We start from the raw sequence: 16,528 nt of genomic DNA on the forward strand, positions 1-16,528 counted from the left end.
CATCACGTGACGTCGGTGGCGCGATGGGATGGGATACCGGTGGCACCGAGAATCTTCGGCTTCGCGGACGCGGCCAAGCGCGCCTTGCTCGAAGACGAGGCACAGGCAGTGCAGTCGGTCGTAGAGCGCCGCACCGGCGGGGAGCCCTTCGCCGTAGGCGCGGCCTTCCTGCGCGACGCGGGCTTCGTCGGCACTCTCGGCTCCCCGTTCTCGGGCAAGACCCTGGCCCGGCTCCTGCGGAACCCGGCCATCGCCGGTCTCACGTACGACGCGGACGGCAACCTGGTCGACGCCGGCCACCCGGGCATGATCACCCCTGCCCAGTTCGCCAAGCTCCAGAAGCAGGACGCCATCGAGGCGGCGAAGAAGGACAAGGACGGCAAGCCCGCCGAGGCGGTGCCCGACTACGACTACCTCTTCGGCTCCACCGACCTGGTGACGTGCGGCATGTGCGGCGCCAGCACCCAGGGGCTGCGCACTAACGCGGGCCACCCCGGCTACTGCTGTCCGGACGGGCCCCGCGCCGACCGGCCGGGGGAGTGCGGCAAGGTCCGCATCTCCGCCGGACTCCTCGAAGACCATCTCGGCGAGCACATCGTCGCCCGCCTGATGCTGCCCGGCACCCAGGAGGCCCTGGAGGCCGCACGCGCCGAGGCGCAGCGGGAGCTGGAGGAGCACCGGGCCCGGCTGGCGGAGGTCCGCGAGACCGTCGACTCCCTCGGGACGATGGTGCTGCACCGGGAGATCACCGCTAAGAGCGCCGGGATCGCCAAGGCCGAGGCCGCACGGGAGACGAAGGCCCTCAACCGGGCAATTCGCCGCCTGGAGTGCGCTGCGTCGACGCCGGTCACCGGCAGCGTCGAGGAACTGGTCACATGGTGGAACACGGCACCGACGGAGGCGAAGCGCGGACTGGCCCTGCTGATGCTGTGGCGTGTCGACATTTTCCAGGGCGGGCGGGGGACGCGCACGATCAAGCCCGGCCGGGTGAAGCTGTGGTGGCGTCACCTACCGCCGCCGCCCGATCTGCGCACCGCCAAGTAGTCCACCGGGGCGAGCAGATCAGCGCCGGGTTCGCGCCGGGCGGATGGAGCAGGCCGCGATGCCGCTGAACAGGAACAGGCCGAACAGCCCCGCGCAGGTGGAGCTGACGGTGTCCTGCACGCTGACGTTCCACGCCTCACCGTGGATCTGTGTGACGGCGACGAAGGCTCCTTCGGTGGCGCCCCAGACTGCGGAAGCGACTCCACCGGCGGCTATCAGCGCCTGCGCGGCAGCGATGGAGCGATGCCCGGCGTGGGCGTTGTCGATGGCCAGCGGCACGCAGTCCCTGGCGATGGCCGCACCGGTGACCGCCCAGTACCCGTCGATGACCAGCAGGTAGTTGGCGGCCCCGTCGACGTGGGCGTACTCGTTGGTCAGGTCGATGCCGCTCGGCGTGGTGAGGGCGAACACGGTGAGGGCCGCGGCGACGGCCACAGCTGCCCCGAAGCGGATGCGCACGGCGCGGAACCAGGCCGCGGGCGGGTAGGTCCACGTGACGAGGAGAGCACGGACGCCAACGATGGCGAGGACGCCGAACAGGTGCGCCGCCAGCATGCCGAGGTTGTCCACTCCGGTGGCCGCTTCGAGTCGGCCGCCGATGGCAGGCAGGGAGATGAGGATCGCGGCCGCGCCGCCGGTCGCGGCGGTGTAGCGGCTCCAGCGAACCAGGCACCATCCGCCGGCTCTGGGCCGCCCGGCTCGTCGGCTCCTCACCGCCAGGCTGATTGTGGTTGCGGCGGTGGCGGTGGCGACGACCAGGGCTGCTCTTAGGAGCGGGGCCGCGAAGTCCACGTCGTTCTCGATTCGAGTCGTGCTGCCGCAGGCGGCGGCAGGTCTAGCTGAACAGCCCGTGAATCTCCTGGCGGCTCGCTTCGGCGGCTTCGGCGCGCGACAGTCTGCGCCTTGCGCGCCGGGGCTTGCCGGTGTCGGCCGTCGTACCGGGGGAGTCCTCCAAGCCGCGGGCTGCCCGCAGGGCGCGTGCCGCTTGAAGGAGCCCCTCGGCGCCGCTCTCGCCGAGATCGGCAATCAGGCGCAGCGCCTCGCGGGCCTGCTCGTGGCCGTAGTAGACCTCCAGCGATTCCAGGTCATCAGACCCAGGCAAAAGGAACGCCGGCGGGCAGTCGAATGCCTGAGCCAGCCCAAGAATGGTACGGCAGGGCGGGTTCGTTTTGCTCCCGCTCAGCGTGCGCTGAATCACGGTGTGGTCGAGGCTCGGTTTGCCGCTCTCGTCCGTTGTCCGCGATGCGAGATCACGCGTGGTGGGTTCCTTCCCCCCTTCGCGCGTGAGGCGCCCGCGCAGGAACAGAAGCTTCGCGGACAGGCTCCAGACACTGTCGGTGGTGGAGGCTAGCGTGGCCATCTTAGATCCCGGTGTGTTCGTGCCGCGATACGGTTTTCTTGTTGGCGATCGGCAACAGGTAGCCTATCCGCTTCGCGGCCTGTGAATCGAAGGTTTCACCTTTGACAGCTTGAAGAATCGCATGCAAGCTAATGCAGGCTGCGGGCCATCCAACCAGCTCAGCGGCATGATGGCCTGCGGTAACCCGTGCCGGGGCCAGGTTCGCGTGGGCTGGATGCCAGCCGCCTGCGCCCGCACAGGGGGATTGTTCGGTGGCTATCGACAGCGCAGGGGTGATGCGTGTGCTTGCAGAGCTGCGCCAGGCCGGAGTGGAATCCGAGCCCGGCGGAGGAAACCCCCTGGCTGGTCGTGCGGCGCTCGGTGCCCTTGCCATTCTCGCGACTCCGAAGGAAACCGGCCTGATGGCGCTGAATGCGCCGGCCGTGCGCCTTGAAATCCCGCTGCCCGTACAGTAGTTCGTGACTGGCGCGAGTATTTTCAGAGCGCCTCTATAGTCCCTCCGTTGGCCGGTGGGGAATCTCGATCTTGGCTGCCCAGGTGTTGTACCCTCATCCAAAAGAGTATAGAATCTAAAACAAGAGAGGGGGACAGGCCCCCTACCTACCGGATGGGAACAACACCATGGCCAAGCAGCTCAAGATGACCCAGATCCACGCCAACCCGAACCAGCCGCGCGAGTACTTCGACGAGACGAAGATGAAGGAGCTCGTCGCCTCCGTGAAGGAGCACGGCGTGATGACCGCGATCGAGGTCCGCCGGCGCCCCCAGGGCGGCTACGAGATCGTCATGGGCGAGCGCCGCTACCGTGCCAACCTGGTGGCCGGCAACCCCACCATCCCGGCCGAGATCGTCACCGTCGCCTCCGACATCAAGGCGTTCCGCCGGTCCATGGCCGAGAACGTCAACCGCGCCGACATGACGCCGCTGGAGGAGGGCCGGGGCTACCGGCGCATCCTCACCGAGGACACCAACGACGACGGCAGCGCGCTCACCGAGGCCGACGTGGCGAAGTCCTTCGGCAAGTCCGTCCGCTACATCAAGATCCGCCTCCAGCTGCTCGACCTGATCCCCGCCGTCCAGCACCACCTGACCCACGGCCACATCGGCACCGCCGCCGCCCACCGCATCTCCGAGCTCAAGCCCGAGAACCAGCAGGCCGTCATCACCAAGTGGGCCCAGGGCGGCGAGGGCGGCAAGCCGATGGACGAGAACACCCTGCTGCACTTCGCCCACCAGGTCCGCGAGCAGGAGCGCCAGCCCAGCATGTTCGACATCGCTGAGCTGAGCGAGGAGGAGAAGGCGGAGCGGGTCGCCGTCCAGAAGGGCACCCGCAACAAGCTCGACCAGATCGAGCGGGTCCGCGCCCTGCTGGAGGAGCTGGCCAAGACCCCCGTCGAGGACCTGGCCACCGCCCTGGAGGGCCAGCTGAGCACCCGCCTGGAGCAGCTGGAGCGCACCGCCAAGAGCCTCCAGGACGCCAAGTTCCAGATCCGGCAGGCCAAGGCCCTCGCGGACGCCAAGGAGATCGTCACCTCCAGCGCGGCCGAGGCCCCCAACCTGGCCGAGCCCGACGACGAGCAGGACCAGCCGCAGCCCGCCGACCTCGACGCCGAGTTCGCCGACATGCTGGCCCAGGTCGTGGCCGAGGGCGCGACCGCCGAGGCCGAGAACGAGGCCGACGCTCCCGCCGACGAGACCTCGGTGCCCGTCGCGGCCTGACAGCCGCCCCGCCGGCGGCCCCGCAAGGGGCCGCCCGGGGCCCGGGCCCCGCCGAAGTGCCCGCGGTGCGTGCCAGTGAGCCGACCGGCGCGCCTCGGAACCCCGGGGGTCCGTCCGCGTGCCGGCGGCCCCCGCTGCGCCCACAGGTGCACCCACTGCACAATGACCCGAACAACTTCGCTCAGGGAAGGAACGGACCGCATGCCTCGGCCCGACTGGATCCAGATGTCCCCCACCGCCTGGTATGGCAGGGGGAAGCCGGACGCCCTGTTCGCCCTGCCCGGTGATGACCCGGATACAGACGACTTCGGAACCACCCCGTTCGATGGCTGCACCGTGGAGGAGCTGGAGTCCACCGACATGCCTTAAACCCTCAACTTGTATGGGGACTCATTGATGGTACGGTCTGCATGTCACCGGGGAGCGGAACCGCCCCATCCGGAGCCGCCCCCGGTGACACGCGCCGTGACACCTCCCTCACGGTCCTGGAAGGCGGCACTCCCCCCGCGCCCCACCTCCCAGAACCGGGCCGCTCCCATGAGCAGGCCGCGAGGGGAAACGCCAGCCAGCACGTCACGACAAGGCCCGCCCGACCGCTCCGTGTCGGGCGGGCCTGCGCACACCCAAGGAGCAACCAGTGCCCGACACCTACCAGGCCGACGGCGCAGCAGACCCCGAGGCGTACGCCCGGCTGATGCAGGAACGGTACGGACCCCTCACAGCACTCTGTGCAGAACGGGACCTCCCCGGACCTCCCCAGCCGACGAAGCCCGGACCCCGCAGGCACAGCACCCGCTGGCCCGACCCGAACGCGGCCTTCCATCGCGAACTGCTGCTCCTTGCCCTCGACTCCCACCGCCAGAGGACAACACCGAAGTGACCGCCACCAGCACCACCGAGCCCGACCGAACCCCACCCTGGCCCGGAGCCGTCTGGTGCAAGGCGTGCGACTCCTGGTGCAACCCCATCTCCGCCCTCTGCCGGTGCAACAACCGATGACCAGCCCCCAGCCGGCGCCCGGCCAGGGGAGTACATCTCCTGCCACCCGCTCAACGAAGGACGCCGCATCCGGATCATCGCCCTCGGCGGCGGACGAGCCGAGATCGAAACCCTCGACGGCCCGCCCCGACGCCGCGACGTCCTCCTCGGCGTCCTCCACCCGACCGCGACCACCGCGACCGGGCACGTCCGACGGACCGGCTACCGTCTACTCGACCCAGCGGAACGGAGCCCGAAGTGACCGCCGATTGCCAGTGCCAGCCGGACCCGACCCTCCCCGTGGCGAAGCTCACCGCCAGCAACATCACCGACCCCGAGCTGGACCAGCTCCGAGACCGTGCCGAAGATGCCGAAGCCCGGCTCGCCGCAGCCGCTGAACTCCTCACCGCCGGCTACAGCGCCCCTGTCGAGCGCGCCGACATCGTCCGTCGCCTCTGCGCGGGGGAGATCACCCCGGAGCAGGCCCGCGCCGAGGATCGCCTCGGCCCATGACAGCAGCTACCGCTGAACGCCGAACGAGCCGAAGCGGTGAGCCCGCCCCGAAGACCAGCAGCACCCTCAACGCGCCCGGCCGGACCCACTGTCCGGCCGGGCGCACCCACACCCGCGGCACCCCCCAGGAGCCGCCCCGATCAGTAAGGCGACCCGCATGGCAGCCCAGTTCGACACGGTCGGCCCGTTCACCATCTACTCGCCCGCCGGCGCGGAAACGAACATCGGCTGGCTCATCTCCCTGGGCTCCGAGTTCCTGCCCGGCACGTACGACAACCGCGACGCTGCACTGCTCGCGATCGGCCTCGCCTGCGCTGGTGACCCCACCCTCCAGCTGTCCCGGCTCCGTCGACACGTCTCGACCGTGAACGGCCACCGCATCACCGTCGAGGACATCATCAACTACTCCGCCATCAAGGCCGAGACCAGCTGAGCCCCCGCTGCCCGGGGCAGCCACCAGCCGCTGGGGGCTTGGAATGATCGTCTAGGCTGGTTGCCGCGTAGGGCGCGGGGAATCGGCCTACGAAGGACCAGCTCCGTGCCTCAGCGCAAGCCCGTCGACCGGATCGTCGACTCCCTGCTGCCCCTCGCCGTCCCGATCGGCGACCTGATCCGCTACCACCGCAACCCGCGACGCGGCGACGTGAACTCCGTCGCCGACTCCCTGTACTGGCACGGCCAGTTCAAGCCCATCGTCGTCAACCGCGGCACCCTGACCGGCCGACCGTCCGAGATCCTGGCCGGCAACCACACCTGGGACGCCGCCGTACAGCGCGGCTGGGACCAGATCGCCGTCACCTGGGTCGACGTGGACGACGACGACGCCGCGAAGATCGTCATCGTCGACAACCGCACCTCCGACCTCGCCGGGTACGACACCGAACTCCTCGCCGACATCCTGTCCGCCCTGCCCGACCTCGACGGCACCGGCTACGACCAAGACGCCGTGGACGACCTCCTCGACTCGATCGAGCTGCCGTCCCAGCTCGCCGCCGAGACGACCGAGCGGGAGGGCGACAAGACCGCCGACGAACACCTCCAGTGGGGCTTCGTCCAGTGGGACACGACCCGCGTGCAGATCACCAAGGAGGAGGTGGAGCGGCTGAACAACGTCCACGACGCCTTCTACACCGCGCGCGGCACCGACACCGGCTTCGCCCACTACCTCCTCGACCAGCACGACGCGCAGCGGGAGCTGGCCGATGCCTGAGTTCATCGAGTCCTACCCGATCGGGCAGCTCAAGCCCGCCCCGTACAACCCGCGCCGCCTCACAGAGGAGGCGTTCGACCGGCTCCAGCGGTCCCTGGCCCTGTTCGGCTGCGTGAAGCCCGTCATCGTCAACGGCAACCACATCCTCGTCGCAGGCCACCAGCGAACCAAGTCGCTGAAGGCCATCGGGCAGACCCACGCCCCGGCGATCCTCCTCGACGGCCACGTCTCCACGCAGGACGAAGTGCAGTTCAACCTGCTGCACAACTCCATCGAGACGGACGGCTCCAAGGTCCGGGTGCCGGCGTCCGGGCCGGACGGGCACGGCTGGGAGTGGATCGCCCCCGAGGACGTGACCGCGGTGTCCCGCTCCAATCCGGCGATCCAGGCGGAGATCCGCCGCCTGGTCACCCGGTACGGCACCTGGGGCTCAGTCGTCGCCGACCACGACGGCCGGGTCATCCTGAACAACGACTACGCGGTGGTCGTGAGCGACCTCAAGCTGCCGCTGCTGTGCTACCGGCTGTCCGTGCAGGAAGCCGACGAGCTGGCCGTGTGGCTGGACGGCGACTACGGCGTCTACGACTACACCCAGCTCGGCATTCGCGCCTACAACCAGCACTGGTGCCAGATGCACCGCCTGGGCGGCGACGACGGCGACTCCAACAAGTCCACCACCTACGAGCAGCACGTCCTTCCCGCGCTGCGCCCCGGCCAGCGGGTCATGGACTTCGGCGCCGGAGAGCTCGCCTACATCAAGCAGATCAAGGACCAGGGCTTCGACGCGCACTGGTACGAGCCGCACGTCAAGGCCGCCGGCAAGCAGAACGCCTTGGATGTCGCGGCGACCGTCAGCCACATCCGGGACCTTCAGCGGGACATCCCAGCGAACGGCCTGTACGACGTCGTCGTGCTCGACAGCGTCATCAACTCGATCACGTCGCTGGAGTTCGAGGCGGCCGTCGTCATCGCCTGCAACTCGCTGCTCGCCAAGGGCGGCACCTTCTACACCGGGACGCGTTCCCTCGGCTCGGTCGAGCGCAGGGTCAGCGGCAAGAAGGCCCGCAACAACGGCCGCTACCGCCGGTCGATCGAGTTCCTGGACGAGAACGGCTTCACCGCGAGCTTCCGCGCCGGCGTCTGGACGATGCAGCGGTTCCACGATCCGGCGTCCTTGCGGAAGTTGATGGAGCGGTACTTCGAGGAGGTCGACATCCGGGGCAACCCCAACGGCGGCAACATCTACGCCGTGTGCCGGAAGCCGAAGGCCCTGCCGGAGGAGCAGCGGCGGGCCGCCCTGGAGTTGGAGTTCAACATGGAGTACCCGGGGGACTACCGGCACAACCGTCACCGGCCGCTGGTCGAGGCGCTGATGCGGGCCTGCCGGGAGCGCGACGGCGCTTAGGACAACCCCCCAAAGGAGTATAAAATAGAGATGTAAGCTTTCGTTCAACTAGCAGATGGGATAAGCAAGTTGCCATCCATTACCGTCCAAGTCGGTGACCGCAGGTACCGGCACCTGTGGCTCAAGTACGTCACGGGCATCGACCTCAGCAGGCACTGCGCGGTCGCACTCCACGGCCGCTACAGCCGCCTCGTCGACGAAACCACCAAGGAAGTCACCGTCCACCTGGACGAGTTCCCGCACGCACTCGCCTGGTACCTGTGCGGCGTCACCACCGCCCCCTACCGGTGGGAGGACAACCCGCACCTGGCCGTCCAGTCCGCCCCCGGCCACACCGAGACCCTGGACGTACAGGGCCTCACCGTCCACCTCGACGGCGTCAAGCCCATCGACTTCACCGCCACCGACAACGTCCCCGACGACGACCCGCACGCCAACGATCCGGCCTACTGGACCTGCCGCAACTGGCAGTTCGCCCACTACCTCCGAGCCCGCGGCGTCCCGGACGTGCACGGCGACCGGCCGCGCATCACCACCCTCCGGCCGGGCACAGGGCAGGTGGAACTCCTCCCGAGGCCACCTCGGGTGAAGACCACGGGGGGCCTGGGCGGCGAATCCCGCAACAACCGGTGGTCAAGGCCGGGCGCTCCCGAGCCCGCGCCAGCGGCCACGCCTCAACTCCCCCTCCCGATCTCCGGCAGCCAACCGACCGACATCGGACCGGCCAACCAGTAGCCCACCGCCCGCACCCGAACCCGCTCTCCCGGCCAGTGCCGGCCGGGAGAGCGGCCTTCAGCGCCACGCGACCGGTCGGCCGCCGGCGACAGCTCAGCAAGGCCGCCGCCGACGGGCTTTCACCCGCCGACGGCTCGCGGAGCCAACTTCGGCCGGCCAGGCCATCCAACGTCAGTGCCCTGCCCTACTCTCGCCCCAGCCGATATCCCCGAAGGACGCACGTGACCAAGAAGCACTCCTCCCTGATGCCCGAAGCCGTCGAGCCTGATGAGGTCGCAACTCTCCTCGCAGAGGCCCGGGAAGAGAGCGACCCCGCCGAGTTCGTCGTCCGGCTCGGCCTGTTCGCCGGTCTCCGGCCGAGCGAATACCCCGATCTGACTGCCAGCAGCATCACGGTCGACGACGGCTGCCACCGCCTGACGATCAACGGTGCCAAGGGGCCCCGCACCGTCGTGGTCGCGGCGACCGTGGCGGAGGCTCTGGAGGCAGCACGATCCGGCCTCAGCGGCGACGATCCGCTCTTCCCCGGATACGGAACCGAGCGCATCCAGGCGGACATCAGCGACCTCCTGGCCGACGCCGGCGCCACCGCCACCTCCTCCTTCGCCCTGCGCAGCTACCTCCTCAAGCGGCTCGCCGACCTCGAAGACCTGCCGAAGCACTACGTCCTGGCCTACCTGGGTGCGCTCGGCGTGACGGACGACGGCCAGCTGCCGCTGGGCTGGGACGTGGAGGTCGCCACCTGCATCGACCGGATCGTCACCGAGGACGCCGGGCTGCTCCACCGCTGACACCTTCACCCGTCGGATGGCTCAACCGCCGGTGGGCCCGCGCATACCCCTAGGGATACGCGCGGGCCCACCGGCGGTCTGTGGATGGCTGTCGGAGTGGGCGAGGCCGGAGTCGAACCGGCACAGCCGAAGCGGGGGTGTTACAGACCCTTGGGCTCTCCAATGCCCAGCTCGCCCTTGGCGGAGGAAGTGGGGGTCGAACCCACACGGATGCTCGCGCACCCCAACGGTTTTCAAGACCGAGGCCGGCGCCACCTGTCGGCTGGCTCCTCCGTGAACTGCCTTGTACTGCGCGGAGAGTGCGCGGATCGAACGCGCGCGGGCTTCCACCCGACTACGGCTTAGCAAGCCGCTGCCTTACCACTCGGCCAACTCTCCAGGTGCTGCGCTGCCGGACGAGGATTCGAACCCCGAACTTCCCGATCCAGAGTCAGGCGTGCTGCCAGTGGCACCATCCGGCACTGCGGGGGCGGCAACGAGAAGGCCGCCCGGAAGGGGTGATCCCCTCGGACGGCCTGGCACGTGAAGGTGCCGGTCTACCGCGCTGAGGGATACCCCTGGCTCTGCTGGGAGCTCGAAGAACGCTGATACGACTGGCTGCTGCTCATGACGTGCGTTCCTCTCCGTGGCGTTGGCGCCGGGCTGATGCGCCTACTCTGCGGCACGGCCGAGGGCAGGGGCAATCGAATTTCGCGCAAGCCGACTGCGCGCCGGAACCCGAGGCACTGGGCCGTCCGAGCGGGCGTTGTCCACAACCCCCGACTTATCCACAGCCTGTGAGGGACTTCCCCGAACCTCCCCGAAGATCCGGCACAGTCCTCTCTATCAGCCGCCGCCCGGCGGCCCCAGGAGAGGTAGAAGCCCATGAGTAGCGAGCGGCGCACCTGGCGGGCACTCCGAACCGGCCGACCCCGAGTACGGCGGACCACGGTGCGTAGGCCACGGGCAGTGGCCCTGCCGACACGGAGGCTGGGCGCGGGACGGTTGGCGGCCCGCCTTCTAGGCGAGCTGCTCGGCGGCCTTCTCGGGTCCTGATTCAGCGGGATGGAGCCGGTTCAGGGCCTACTGGTCAATCCACGCCTAGCTGGTGGTCAGCGGCATCGTGTGCAGCAGGAGGTCCGTCGTCGAAGTCCTCCAGGGGCCGCTTCCAGCTGCCGGTTGCTGAGAGCCAGTCCTCCAGCCGCGACAGGGCACTCTGGTAGTCCATGGCTGTGGCCATGTTGACCTGGCCCCCGGGACCTTGCTCGGCCAGGTAGCGGATGGCTGCAACCGAACCGCGGGTTCCCCCGCCGAGGTTGAAGTACCAGGTGGTGTCGGCCACGTACAGCTCACGAGGATCGACACCGCCCTCGAACAGGACGATCTGGTTCACTTTCCGGGCGTCGTTGGCCCGAGAAGCTCGGCTGCGATAGCGGACCATCTCGGGATGCCGAGTCCACGCCCTCAGTACGGGGTGAAGTGGAGGGTCTAGTCCTTCTGGCGCGACTCTGTTGACGAACAGCAGCCACCGCCTAACCGCCCGACGATGGGCATCAAGGTCAGGTTCGGCGTCCGGTCCGCCGTGATTGGACTCCGCAGGGGAGAGGGCCTTCCACGATTCGGTGTCCAGCTCCAGCGGATCAACGCCTCTGGCTACCGCGACCGCGCGCACTCGTTCAGCATCCTGCGCCGCACCGTCGTCGACCTGCTCATACCACGCGAGAAAGTCGTGCAACGTGGGACTGAGTGGCTGATCAGACATGGCACGAATCGTATCCGGGCAGTGCAGTACCTACAGCTCCGACCAGCCGTGGCGCCGGGCCCCGCGAGAGAGCAGAAGTGACTTGGACTGTCCGGTCTGTGGTGTCCGCCTGTAGCCCAGACGTCGGGTGGTCTGGCGCCCGCTGGGGCCGGACCACTCGACGTCTGGGGCTGGTCGACTACGACCGGCGGGTGCTCGGCCGGCGGCGGTTCGGGGTCCGGCGGCTCGCGGTGGCCGTCGGCCCGGTCACCGCGATGACCCGGACCATGGCGGTGGACTTGCCGGTCGTCGGGGTGTTGCGCCGGTGGCGTTCGACGGCGCGGTGCAGTTCGCCGACGCGGCGGGACGGGAAGAGGGGTGTGGGCGCGCTGACCTCGGCGGCCGCCGCCGCGTCGACCGCAGGCCGGTCGCGCCGGGTGCGGCGCTGGTCGAGGATCTGACGCAGCAGGTCCAGGGAGATGCCCAGGGCGAGCCCAAGCACCTTCCAGGCGGTCTCGTTGGTGATGAGCGAATGGACGACGTTGAGCACGTCGGAACCCCCAGGGTCGTAAGTCTCCACCGGGATGGCGGAGTTGTTGTCGGCTTGTCCGGCTGGCGGCCGGCGGTGCCTGTGCGCACGCGGTGCTGTCGGGTGACCGGGCCAGTGCTGGCCCGGTGGCGTGTGCGAGATGCCTCTAGTGCCACCTGGCCTGGGGTTTCCGCAGGCGGAAGTGGTCGGACATACTGGGGGTGCTCCTGTTCAGTGAGATGGGCGGCGAGCAGCACTCGCGGAGCCTGAGAAACCGCGCGAGTCGCTGGATGTGATCTGGGGCCGGGGGCGGGAACCCCTGGCCTCAGTGCTTGCTGGACGTGAACCCGCCGGTGTCCGGGACGGGCCAGATGACCTCGATGGACAGGCCGGTGCACAGGTCGATGAGGTCTGGGTAGGGCTCGGACGGGAGCACGACGCCGAGAGCGGGGGCGTCCAGGAACCGCTGGAAGTCGAGGAGTTGGCCGATCGCGGTACGGATCTCACCCCGTGACGCCGAGTTCTTCACCTCGTAGAGGGTGTTGGTGGTGTCGTCCATGAGGTCGGTGATGAAAGGGTTGCGAACGCCGGGCACGTTGATCTGGCGCCGCACAACCTGGTGGCCGAGGCGCTGGAGGTGAGCGGCGAACGCCGCAGTGAGGCTCGCTTCCCGGCGGACAATGGTCGTCCGAGGGCGCACGCGCTCCCCGTACGGCTCGGCGAGCCGGTGGATGCGGGCGGAGTCGACGTAGATCCCGATGTCGCCGAGGGGTTCGGAGTCGATCGGCTCCGCCAGGTAGGCGGTCATGCGCTCGGTCCTGGCCGGTGTCAGCAAGGTGGTGCTCGGGGGCGGGGTGATCTCCGGCAGTTGGGGGATGCCGTCGGCGTGCTCGCCGACCGGCTTGAGCCGGAACACGATGACGCGACGGGTTCCGCCGTTTGGGTCGGCGGCGTCGGTGAGGTAGTAGGGCTGCTCGGCGTCCAGTTCGAACTGGCCGATGTAGCGATAGGTCTTCCTGGAGCGGGTGCCGCTGATGGCGTGGAAGACCAGCACGACGCGACCCTCCGCCTTGGCGTTCAGCAGGGCCTTGTTGGCCTGCTTCATCTCCTGGTCGCCTCGGCTGCCCTCGCCGGTCAGGTGGAGGATGCCGTCGGGGGTGAAGCCGTCCACGGGGTGGGTGGGGTCGTTGAGCGGCCGGTGGCCGGTGAGCACTACGACGGTGGCCGTGGTGCGGGAAGGCGAGATCGCGCCCTGGGGGCGCCCGCCGAAGCGGTCGATGATCTGGGCGCGAGTCATCTCCATGCCCAGTTGCAGGGTCTCCTCGGGTGTCGGGTGGGCCATCATGGAGTCCAACCTACCAGGTCTTCGAACTAGCTGGAAGTGCGAGCTAGTTGCCCGAGGGCTTGGGGGGCGGATATGGACGGTGGATCACGGCATCATGGGCCTCTGGCCTGCAACGTTCTCCCATAGAGAACGCGGGAGGGGTGTGTCCGGGCTGCTAGATCGGCACCGGGGCCGCAGGTAGCTGGAGCCATCGCCGACGATCACTGCCGCGCGGTGGGGGATCATGGGTATCGGCGCGGGGGCGCACTCGAAGGACTCAGCGCCCATGCCCCGCCCCACCCGGGCCCAGCGCGCCGCCATCGCCCGGCGGCGGGCCGACGCCGTAGAACTGCGCCTTGCCGGCGCCGACCCGCTGACCGTCGGCCGGAAGCTCGCCGCCGACCCCATCATCAACTCCGACCGGATCGCGTACCCGCTCGGGTACGGCCACGAGCTGTACACCAAGGGGCGCCCCGCCCCGGACGACGAGACGCTGATCCGCTCAGTCAACAGGGACGTGACGCAGGCCCTCGAACACCGAATCACCGGGTCGCAGGCTGCGGTCGAGGAGCTGCGGGCGTTGGAGGACGCCCGCCTCGACCGGATGTTCCTCGTCGCCTACCGCAAGGCGGTGAAGGATGGGGACCTTCCGGCGATCGACCGGGCGCTTCGGATCATGGAGCGCCGGGCGCGGCTGCTCGGGCTCGACCAGCCGGCGAAGACGGAGGTCACCGGGCAGGACGGCGGCCCGATCGAGCTGACCGCGGATGCCACCGGCCACGAGCTGGCGGCACTGATCGCCCTGACCGACCCGGCCGTGGTCCGGGACGGCGAGTGAGCGCGACGGACGACCTGGTCGAGCAGTACCGGCGGCTTCCGGCGGAGCGGCGCCGGGCGATTGCCGAGCAGGCGTCGCCGGCGCTGCGCACCAGGCTGGCCAAGGTCGAGCGGGACATGGCGCTGCGGTACTCGCCCGGGTCGCTCGCCGCGGTGCTGACCGACGGCCGGGAGATGCAGGCGGCTCACCTGGACCTGATCGACGACGCGTTCCGGCGGATCGCTGCGGGGGAGACGGTCCGGCTGCTGCTGACGATGCCGCCCCGGCACGGCAAGAGCCGCCGTGCCGCCCGGTGGGCGCCCCTGTGGTACCTCCTCCAGCGGCCGGACCACCGGGTCATGATCGCCTCGTACTCGAGCGACCTGGCGGACGACCACGGCCGGTGGATCCGCGATGCGATCACCGAGTGGGGTGAGCAGCTCGGCATCACCCTCCACCCGGGGTCGAAGGCCGCGCACCGGTTCGACATCGCGGGCAGGGAGGGCGGCCTGTTCGCGGCCGGTGTCGGCGGTGGCCTCACCGGCAAGGGCGCCAACTTGGCGATCGTCGATGACCCGATCAAGGACGACGCAGAAGCCCAATCGCCCACTCAGCGGCGCAAGTTGTGGGAGTGGTGGCAGGCCGTCTTGCTGACCCGGGTGGAGCCCGGAGGGTCGGTGATCGTCATTCAGACGAGGTGGCACGAGGATGATCTTGCTGGGCGGATCCTCGCCGGGGAGACCGCGTCGGACTGGACGATCATCGACCTGCCTGCCATCGCGGACAGCCCGGACGACGCGCTCGGGCGGAAGGTCGGCCAGCCGCTGTGGCCTGCCCGGTACGGGCACAAGGCGCTGGCCGGCATCCGGCGTGCGGTCGGCGAGCGGGTGTGGTGGAGCCTGTTCATGCAGAAGCCCCGCCCGGTCGAGGGCGGGGTGTGGCAGCGGGCCTGGATCGACCGGGCCCGGGTGACGCCAGTGGAGTTCGCCGGCGCGGAGATGGCCCGGGTCGTCGTCGCGGTCGACCCCTCCGGCGGGGACTCCGCCGTCAACGACGAGACCGGCATCATCGGGCTCGCCTCCGACTTCCACGAGCAGCTGTACGTCGTCGCGGACGAGTCCGGCACGCTCGGGGCGAACGACTGGGGCCTCACCGCGTGCAGGCTGGCGCTCAGCCTGCGGGCCGACGCCATCGTGGTGGAGGCCAACTACGGCGGGAACATGGCCAAGCAGGTGCTCACGCAGGCGTGGGACCAGCTCGCCCGGGACGGTGAGGCCCGAGGTCAGCTGATGCCGATGATCGTGGAGGTCAACGCGAAGGTCGGCAAACGGCTCCGGGCCGAGCCTGTGGCGCAGCTGTACGAGCAGGGCCGTGTCCACCATGTCGGCCACTACCCGGAGTTGGAAGGTCAGATGGCGACGTGGGTCCCCGGGATGGACTCCCCGGACCGGATGGACGCCGCAGTCCATGGCCTGACGGAACTGGCCGGTGCCGGGCTCGACGCTCTGTCGCAGGGCCTGGACGACGGCCGACTTCGCGGCAGGCGCTGAAGGGTGCGGTGCGGGTGGCCTCCGGCGACGGATCGGAGGCCACTCGCGCCAGCAGGACCGGAACTCAGGCGGCCATCGCGGCGGTGAAGTCCCGGCTGACCTCGTACACCGGCGTCCACGACTCCTGCCCGTCAAGGGCGTGCAGCCAGTGCCCGGTCGGGTTGGTCGTCAGCTGCTGCGCGCGGCTGCTCCCGGCGACGGCGAACGCGAGCACGGCGACGGTGCGCAGGTCGACCACCGAGCCTCTGGCCCGTGCGGCGTCGTGGATGAGCCGGGACATGGCCTGCCGGCTGCCGTGCTCGATCGCCCGCATCGTCGCGATGGCGGTGATCTCCTGGGTCGTCCCGCGGCGGGGCAGGCCGCCGATCACCGTGCCGATGCTGGGGCCGCCCGGCACGTGGGCTTGCCCGCCGGGGGCGGTGGCGGTCATCACGGCGTACACCGCGAGCGTAGTTGCCAACGCGTTGTCCCGGGCGAGGAGTTGGTAGCGCGTAGACGAGTCGTACCCCAGGGGGAGAGGCAGTTCGGCGTCGGCCGCAGCCTGGTACAGAGCGCGGGTGGTGGCGGCGATCTTGAGGGCGGCACCGGGATGGTCGGAGCCAGGCGGTGCCGCCCACCCGCGGGCCCGGGTCACCCAGTCCCCGCCAGCGGGCGGCTTCTCCCGTAGGTGGTCGCAAAGAACGTTGAGGTAGGTCTCATCGAGCAGGCCGCGCATCGGAGTTGGTCCTTCCGCAAAGGGTTCGGAGGTGTGGTGAACGTGCTGTTTCAGGTGGGCGGAGAGGCGGCCGGGCACGGCACCGTTCCCGCTTCGGGGCTCGCGGCCCGGGGTGCAT

17 protein-coding genes and 4 tRNA genes are annotated in these 16,528 nt (G+C 69.6%); 11 read left to right on the plus strand and 10 right to left on the minus strand.

Translation table 11 applies throughout. The features are described from left to right. Positions 1-39: 39 nt before the first annotated feature. Positions 40-1,044 (plus strand): recombinase zinc ribbon domain-containing protein, encoded by a 1,005-nt coding sequence (locus F4556_RS25055; protein ID WP_184919793.1) that lies wholly within the window; start codon positions 40-42, stop codon positions 1,042-1,044. Positions 1,045-1,062: 18 nt separating this feature from the next. Here the strand turns inward: F4556_RS25055 and F4556_RS25060 are convergent, their stop codons facing one another. Next, entirely contained in the window at positions 1,063-1,836 is a 774-nt protein-coding gene (locus tag F4556_RS25060; protein ID WP_184919794.1) for a hypothetical protein, read from the minus strand. 43 nt (positions 1,837-1,879) lie between these two features. Then, on the minus strand, positions 1,880-2,404 hold the full coding sequence (locus F4556_RS25065) for a hypothetical protein (protein WP_184919796.1): 525 nt from the start codon (positions 2,402-2,404) through the stop codon (positions 1,880-1,882). Between the two features lie 251 nt (positions 2,405-2,655). On the opposite strand from F4556_RS25065, the gene F4556_RS25070 reads away from it, so the two are divergent. The 8 genes from F4556_RS25070 to F4556_RS25105 all read left to right on the plus strand — a co-directional run bounded on the left by F4556_RS25070 (position 2,656) and on the right by F4556_RS25105 (position 9,755). Then, positions 2,656-2,859, plus strand: coding sequence for a hypothetical protein (locus F4556_RS25070; protein ID WP_184919798.1), 204 nt, complete (start codon positions 2,656-2,658; stop codon positions 2,857-2,859). A gap of 166 nt (positions 2,860-3,025) precedes the next feature. Next, positions 3,026-4,123 (plus strand): ParB/RepB/Spo0J family partition protein, encoded by a 1,098-nt coding sequence (locus F4556_RS25075; RefSeq protein WP_184919800.1) that lies wholly within the window; start codon positions 3,026-3,028, stop codon positions 4,121-4,123. Positions 4,124-5,359: 1,236 nt separating this feature from the next. Next, positions 5,360-5,614 carry a hypothetical protein gene (locus F4556_RS25080; protein WP_184919802.1) on the plus strand — a complete coding sequence of 85 codons (255 nt, stop codon included), beginning with the start codon at positions 5,360-5,362 and terminating at the stop codon, positions 5,612-5,614. A gap of 157 nt (positions 5,615-5,771) precedes the next feature. Next, positions 5,772-6,047 carry a hypothetical protein gene (locus F4556_RS25085; RefSeq protein WP_184919804.1) on the plus strand — a complete coding sequence of 92 codons (276 nt, stop codon included), beginning with the start codon at positions 5,772-5,774 and terminating at the stop codon, positions 6,045-6,047. Positions 6,048-6,152: 105 nt separating this feature from the next. After that, positions 6,153-6,824 (plus strand): ParB N-terminal domain-containing protein, encoded by a 672-nt coding sequence (locus F4556_RS25090; RefSeq protein WP_184919806.1) that lies wholly within the window; start codon positions 6,153-6,155, stop codon positions 6,822-6,824. Next, positions 6,817-8,229: a ParB N-terminal domain-containing protein gene (locus F4556_RS25095; RefSeq protein WP_184919808.1), complete on the plus strand. Its 1,413-nt coding sequence runs from the start codon at positions 6,817-6,819 to the stop codon at positions 8,227-8,229. Before F4556_RS25090 ends, F4556_RS25095 begins: the two co-directional genes overlap by 8 nt. A gap of 69 nt (positions 8,230-8,298) precedes the next feature. Next, positions 8,299-8,964, plus strand: coding sequence for a hypothetical protein (locus F4556_RS25100; protein WP_184919810.1), 666 nt, complete (start codon positions 8,299-8,301; stop codon positions 8,962-8,964). 221 nt (positions 8,965-9,185) lie between these two features. Continuing rightward, positions 9,186-9,755 (plus strand): site-specific integrase, encoded by a 570-nt coding sequence (locus F4556_RS25105; protein WP_184919812.1) that lies wholly within the window; start codon positions 9,186-9,188, stop codon positions 9,753-9,755. Between the two features lie 97 nt (positions 9,756-9,852). Here the strand turns inward: F4556_RS25105 and F4556_RS25110 are convergent. From F4556_RS25110 to F4556_RS25140, 7 genes are all read right to left on the minus strand, one after another. Then, positions 9,853-9,932: transfer RNA gene (locus F4556_RS25110), tRNA-Tyr, on the minus strand. A 1-nt stretch (position 9,933) separates the two neighbouring features. Continuing rightward, positions 9,934-10,028: transfer RNA gene (locus F4556_RS25115), tRNA-Ser, on the minus strand. A gap of 20 nt (positions 10,029-10,048) precedes the next feature. Beyond that, a tRNA-Ser gene (locus F4556_RS25120) sits at positions 10,049-10,133 on the minus strand. Between the two features lie 10 nt (positions 10,134-10,143). Continuing rightward, positions 10,144-10,216, minus strand: a tRNA-Gln gene (locus F4556_RS25125). 608 nt (positions 10,217-10,824) lie between these two features. After that, positions 10,825-11,496, minus strand: coding sequence for a hypothetical protein (locus F4556_RS25130; protein WP_184919814.1), 672 nt, complete (start codon positions 11,494-11,496; stop codon positions 10,825-10,827). Between the two features lie 178 nt (positions 11,497-11,674). Continuing rightward, positions 11,675-12,025 (minus strand): hypothetical protein, encoded by a 351-nt coding sequence (locus F4556_RS25135; protein WP_184919816.1) that lies wholly within the window; start codon positions 12,023-12,025, stop codon positions 11,675-11,677. Positions 12,026-12,329: 304 nt separating this feature from the next. Continuing rightward, positions 12,330-13,349 (minus strand): SRA domain-containing endonuclease, encoded by a 1,020-nt coding sequence (locus F4556_RS25140; RefSeq protein WP_184919818.1) that lies wholly within the window; start codon positions 13,347-13,349, stop codon positions 12,330-12,332. Between the two features lie 265 nt (positions 13,350-13,614). On the opposite strand from F4556_RS25140, the gene F4556_RS25145 reads away from it, so the two are divergent. Both F4556_RS25145 and F4556_RS25150 read left to right on the plus strand, forming a co-directional pair. Then, positions 13,615-14,166 carry a hypothetical protein gene (locus tag F4556_RS25145; RefSeq protein WP_184919820.1) on the plus strand — a complete coding sequence of 184 codons (552 nt, stop codon included), beginning with the start codon at positions 13,615-13,617 and terminating at the stop codon, positions 14,164-14,166. After that, positions 14,163-15,695, plus strand: coding sequence for a terminase large subunit domain-containing protein (locus tag F4556_RS25150; RefSeq protein WP_184919821.1), 1,533 nt, complete (start codon positions 14,163-14,165; stop codon positions 15,693-15,695). Before F4556_RS25145 ends, F4556_RS25150 begins: the two co-directional genes overlap by 4 nt. Positions 15,696-15,759: 64 nt before the next feature. Here the strand turns inward: F4556_RS25150 and F4556_RS25155 are convergent, their stop codons facing one another. Then, the gene (locus F4556_RS25155) at positions 15,760-16,329 is read right to left on the minus strand and encodes a hypothetical protein (protein WP_184919823.1); all 570 of its coding nucleotides are present in this window, start codon (positions 16,327-16,329) and stop codon (positions 15,760-15,762) included. Positions 16,330-16,528: the final 199 nt, after the last annotated feature.

The organism is Kitasatospora gansuensis (assembly GCF_014203705.1).
Lineage (GTDB): Bacteria > Actinomycetota > Actinomycetes > Streptomycetales > Streptomycetaceae > Kitasatospora > Kitasatospora gansuensis.